This is a genomic window from Mycobacterium sp. TH-M106, from assembly GCF_057473765.1.
This window is the reverse complement of sequence record NZ_JBYCLE010000561.1, coordinates 1-5191: the sequence shown is the minus strand read 5'-3', so window position 1 is coordinate 5191 and position 5191 is coordinate 1. Positions and strand designations below refer to the sequence as shown.

General features: G+C 69.0%; 4 protein-coding genes. 2 read left to right on the top strand and 2 right to left on the bottom strand.

Annotated features, from left to right (window positions below):
• Nucleotides 1-1298: pyruvate kinase (locus AC2VOP_RS19260; RefSeq protein ID WP_486962454.1), on the top strand; the 1298-nt coding region annotated here is incomplete at its 5' end.
• 37 nt (nt 1299-1335) lie between these two features.
• Here AC2VOP_RS19260 and AC2VOP_RS19255 read toward each other — a convergent pair.
• Together AC2VOP_RS19255 and AC2VOP_RS19250 are read right to left on the bottom strand one after the other, a co-directional pair.
• Nucleotides 1336-2793, bottom strand: coding sequence for an aldehyde dehydrogenase family protein (locus AC2VOP_RS19255; RefSeq protein ID WP_486962455.1), 1458 nt, complete (start codon nt 2791-2793; stop codon nt 1336-1338).
• Between the two features lie 147 nt (nt 2794-2940).
• Nucleotides 2941-3918 (bottom strand): LacI family DNA-binding transcriptional regulator, encoded by a 978-nt coding sequence (locus AC2VOP_RS19250; protein WP_486962453.1) that lies wholly within the window; start codon nt 3916-3918, stop codon nt 2941-2943.
• Between the two features lie 283 nt (nt 3919-4201).
• On the opposite strand from AC2VOP_RS19250, the gene AC2VOP_RS19245 reads away from it, so the two are divergent.
• On the top strand, nt 4202-5191 hold a 990-nt coding region (locus AC2VOP_RS19245), incomplete at its 3' end, for an amidohydrolase family protein (protein WP_486962452.1).

Below are 5191 nucleotides of genomic sequence, written 5' to 3'. Positions count from 1 at the left end.
GCCACGTCCGGGACGCGGCCGCCCGAGCGGGCACCACCTGCCGGGTGGCGATGGACCTGGGAGGGCCGAAGCTGCGAACCGGGCCGCTGGAACCGGGGCCGCGCGTGGTCAAACTCCGTCCCCGGCGAGACGCCCTCGGCCGGGTCGTCGCCCCCGCGCGGGCGTGGCTCACCGCGGCCGAGGCACCGGCGGGCCCGCCGGAACCCGGCATGGCATCGGTGCCGGTGCCGCAGCAGTGGCTCACCCACCGCGCCGCCGGGGACGTAGTGGATGTGCGGGACGCGCGCGGGTCCGGGCGTCAACTGGTGCTGGAGTCCGCCCCCGGTGCCGCGGGCGGATTCGTGCTGACCGCGGCCAAGACCACCTACTGCCAGACCGGAACGGTGCTGCAGGCTCGGCGCGGCGGGGAGTCGACCGAAGTCGGGCTGCTGCCCGCGACGGAGCAGAGTCTGGTGCTGCACTGCGGCGAACTGCTGCGGCTGACGCGGGATTGTTCCCCGGCGCCCGTCGAGCGCGGCAACGGTGTGCCACGCATCGGGTGCACGCTGCCCGAGGCGTTCGATCACGCCCGCGTCGGCGACGCGATTCTCTTCGACGACGGCAAGATCGGTGGACGCGTCGAGTCGGTCGACCGCGACGCGCTGACCGTGCGCATCGACTTTCCCGAGCGGGGTGAAGCACGGTTGAAAGCCGGCAAGGGCATCAACATGCCCGACACCGACCTGCCGATATCGGCGCTCACCGAGCGCGACGTGGTGGACCTCGCCGCCGTGGTGGAACTGGCGGACCTGGTCGAAATGTCGTTCGTGCGCAACGCATCCGATGTCGAGGCGCTGCTGGACGAGCTCGACCGGCTGGGCGGGGACAAGTTGGGCATCGTCCTGAAGATCGAAACGCTACAGGCCTTCGAACACCTGCCGCAGCTGTTGCTCACGGCGATGCGGCGGCCCCGGGCCGGGGTGATGATCGCCCGGGGGGACCTGGCGGTGGAGTGCGGCTACGAGCGGATGGCGGAGTTACAGGAGGAAATCCTGTGGCTGTGCGAGGCCGCGCACCTGCCGGTGATCTGGGCGACGCAGGTACTCGAGCAGCTGGCCAAGACGGGGCGCCCCTCCCGCGCCGAGATCAGCGACGCGGTGATGAGCGAGCGGGCCGAATGCGTGATGCTGAACAAGGGCCCGTTCCTCGACGAGGCGGTGACCGTGCTCGACAACATCATGCGGCGAATGGCGGAGCACTACTACAAGAAGAACGCGTTGCTGCGTCCGCTGCGGTCGTGGTCGGTGTCCACGGGCTAGTGCATCAGCGAGGAGGCGCGGGACGGCTCGGGCCGCGCTACATCTGCGCCCACACGATTTTGGTCTGCAGGTAGGTCTCGATGCCCGCCTTGCCGGACTCGTGGCCCCACCCGGACTGCTTGTACCCGCCGAACGGCATGGAGTGGTCGAACTGCATCTGGCAGTTCAGGCCGACGGTGCCGGCCTTGAGCCGCTTGGCGATCCGGTGGGCGCGGCCCAGGTCATTGGTCCACGCGGTGGCGGCCAGCCCGTAGGTGCTGTGGTTGGCCAGCGCGACCGCCTCGTCCTCGTCGTCGAACGGCAGGATGGTGACGACGGGCCCGAAGATCTCCTCGTGGAACAGCCGGCTGGAGCTGGGGTCGACGTTGGTGACCACGGTCGGGTGGACGAAATAGCCCTTGCGGTCGAGCCGGTGCCCACCGGTCACCAGCTCCACGCCGTCGGATTTGCCCTGCTCGAGGTAGCCCAGGACGCGGTTGAGCTGCTTCTGGCTGATCAGCGGGCCGACCATGGCGCCCTCGTCGCGGGGGCCGCCGAGCTGCATGACGTTGGCCATGTTGGCGATGCCCTCCACGACGCGCTCGTACACACCGCGCTGGGCGAAGATCCGCGACCCGCACACGCAGGCCTGCCCGGAGTGGATGAACGTGCCGAACGACGCCATCGGAATGGCCATGTCGAGGTTGGCGTCGTCGAAGATCAGCACCGGCGACTTGCCGCCGAGTTCCAGGGTGACCTTGTTGAGGTTGCTGCCCGCGGAGGCGCGAACGATTTCGCGGCCGACTTCGGTCGATCCGGTGAAGGCGACCTTCTCGACGTCGGGGTGCGCGGTGATCGCGGCCCCGGCGGTGTGGCCGTAGCCGAGCAGCAGGTTGACGACTCCGTCGGGAACCCCCGCCTCGGCCAGGATGCGGTCGAGCACCAGCGCCGACAGCGGGGTCTCCTCGGCGGGCTTGACGACGGTGCTGCAGCCGGCCGCCAGCGACGGTGCGAGCTTGGCGCAGAAATTGAAGATCGGTCCGTTCCACGGGAAGATCAGCCCCACAACGTCATACGGCTCGCGCACGGTGTAGGTGTGCATGTGCGAGTCGACGCCGGTGAGGCCGCCGGTGTTCACGTCCCGGGCGATGCCGTCGATCTTGGTGCACCAGCCGGCGTAGTAGCGGAACCACTCGGAGCCGACCCGGGTGATGATCTGCGCCTGCGCCGGGGGGATGCCGGCGTCGAGCGATTCCAGTTCGGCCAGGACCTCGGCGTTCTCGTCGATCAGGTCGGCGACCCGCCAGAGCACCCTGGCCCGTTCATAGTCGGGCAGGCCCGACCACACGCCCGATTCGGCCGAAGCCTTCGCGCGCGCGACGGCCGCGTCGACGGCCTCGGAGCCGCAATCGGTGAACTCGGTGAGCTGCTCCTCGGTGGCGGGATCGATGATCGGGATCACCTCGCCGGTGCCCGGTCGTTCGCGAATCTCGTCCAGCACGGCCCGCACCGACATAGTCATCCCCGGTCATCCCTCCTGGCAGCGTTGCGTGAATGGATCGTCCGCGCCGTAGGTTATGCGCTTAACCAAACGATGTCCAGACGCTGCGAAGAAATGGGATCGACGCCGTTACGCGCTTAACCGGGCTGGCCCCGCGGCGGCTCAGGTCGAGGAACGCACGATCAGGCGGGCGATGTCGGCCACGCCACCGGCCGGGCCGCCGGGGAGTCCCAGCCGTTCGAACACGGCGGCCAGCGCGACGTCGGCGACCGCGGCGGGATCGAACTGCACCGTGGTCAACGGTGGCGTGCTCACCACCCCCATGGGGCTGGCGTCGACGCCGATGACGGCGAGGTCGCCCGGGCAGCGCAGCCCCGCCGCGTGGATGCCGTACAAGACCAGGCACGCTATCTCGTCGCTCTGCGCGCACACCGCCGTCACGCCGTCCTGCACCCAGCCCGTCACCACGGCCGCGGCGTTGTCGACGGTGACCTCGGCGGCCCGGACGGGCGGAAGGTCACGCAATCGCGCGGCTCGTGCGACGCCTTCGAACCAGTAGTCGCCAAGCGCACGCCAGCGTGGGATTCCGGTGTGGGCGAACGCGATCTGGTGGTGGCCGCGCGAGACGAGGTGGTCGACCCGCAGCTCGCCCACCGAAAGGTGCGGATTGCCGAGCGTGGGCAGCGTCCCGATCTCGATGTGCGGGATGCCGGCGGCGTTCAGCGCGCCGAGGGCGGCCGGGGTGAGCGGGAACAGGCTGGTGACCGCGACCGGATCGAGGGCCTCGATCGCGTCCACGACGTGCTGGTCGTCCTCGGTCTCGAAGATCTGCACCTGCAGCAGACCCTGGCGCGCCAGTTCGGTGGTCATCTGGCTGCCGGCCTGCATCGGCATCTCGCCCACCGCCACGTGCGGCACCACGTACAACACCACACCGCCCTTGCCGCGGGCCAGGTTACGGGCGGCGAGGTTGGGCCGGTAACCGAGCAGTTTCGCGGCGCGGCAGACCGACTCCCGGGTTTGCGGGGAGATCCGGCGGCCCTCGGCGTTGTTGAGGACGTAGCTGACCGTCGCGGTCGACACGCCGGCCAGTCGCGCCACATCGGCGGTCGTGGGCCGCGCGGCCTTGTGTGCGCTCACTCCGGTCACCTTTCAGGCGCAGCCTCGCCCCATCGTGGCATGCGACCGAGTGCGGCGCCAGGCGCACTAATAGTCGGAGCAACAGGGTCATGTCAGCGCGGTGCGGAGCCGGCGCAGCGGCCGGCGCGGCGTGCAACGGTGCCGGTTCAAACCTTGCCCGCCAAGGAGTCTGCCCGCGAGCGCGCCCACCTCGCGCCGCGGGCGGGCCCCGCCCCACCGTTGACACTGTGACGGCGATCATTGTCTACTAGTCACTATAGGCGGCGAGGCGAGGAGTGCGGCTTTGATCAAGGACGATCTGATCCTGATCAGCGTGGACGACCACATCGCCGAGCCCGCGGACATGTTCGACGCCCACGTCCCGGCCAGGTACAAGCACCTCGCGCCGCGGGTGGTCACCGAGCCCGACGGCATCCAGCAGTGGTACTACGGCGAGGTGCGCGGCCGGAACATGGGCCTGAACGCCGTCGCGGGCAAGCCCCGCGAGATGTACAACGTCGACGCCTCCCGCTACGACGAGATGCGGCCCGGCTGCTTCAACGTCGACGAGCGGATTCGCGACATGAACGCGGGCGGTCAGCTGGCGGGCCTGAATTTCCCGAACTTCACCGGCTTCTCGGGCCAGGTGCTCAACCAGGGGCCCGACCGCGAGGTCAACCTCGTGATGATCAAGGCCTACAACGACTGGCACGTCGACGAGTGGTGCGGGGCATACCCCGGGCGGTTCATCCCCTGCGGGATCCTGCCGCTGTTCGACGTGGCCGAGGCGGCCAGGGAGGTCGAACGGCTCGCCGGCAAGGGCTGCCACGCCGTGACGTTCTCGGAGAACCCGGAAGCGTTGCAGATGCCCAGCATTCACACCAAGTACTGGTACCCACTGTTCGAGGCGGTCTGCGAGAACAACACGGTGCTGTGCACGCATGTCGGCTCGGCGTCGCGATCGCCCATGGTCTCCAGCGACGCGCCGCCCAGCGTGATGATGACGGCGTCATCGATGATGAGCATGTTCACCTTCACCGAGCTGATCTGGGCCGAGTTCTACGCCGACTTCCCCGAGATCAAGTTCTCGCTGACCGAGGGCGACGTCGGCTGGATACCGTATTTCCTCTGGCGCGCCGAGCATGTCTACAACCGGCACTCGGGCTGGACGCAGGCGAAATTCCCGCCCGGCTACACCGGGCCCGCCGACGTGTTCCGGCGCCACTTCTACACCTGCTTCATCAGCGACAAGGTCGGCGTGCACAACATGGACTGGTTCAACGAGGACATGCTG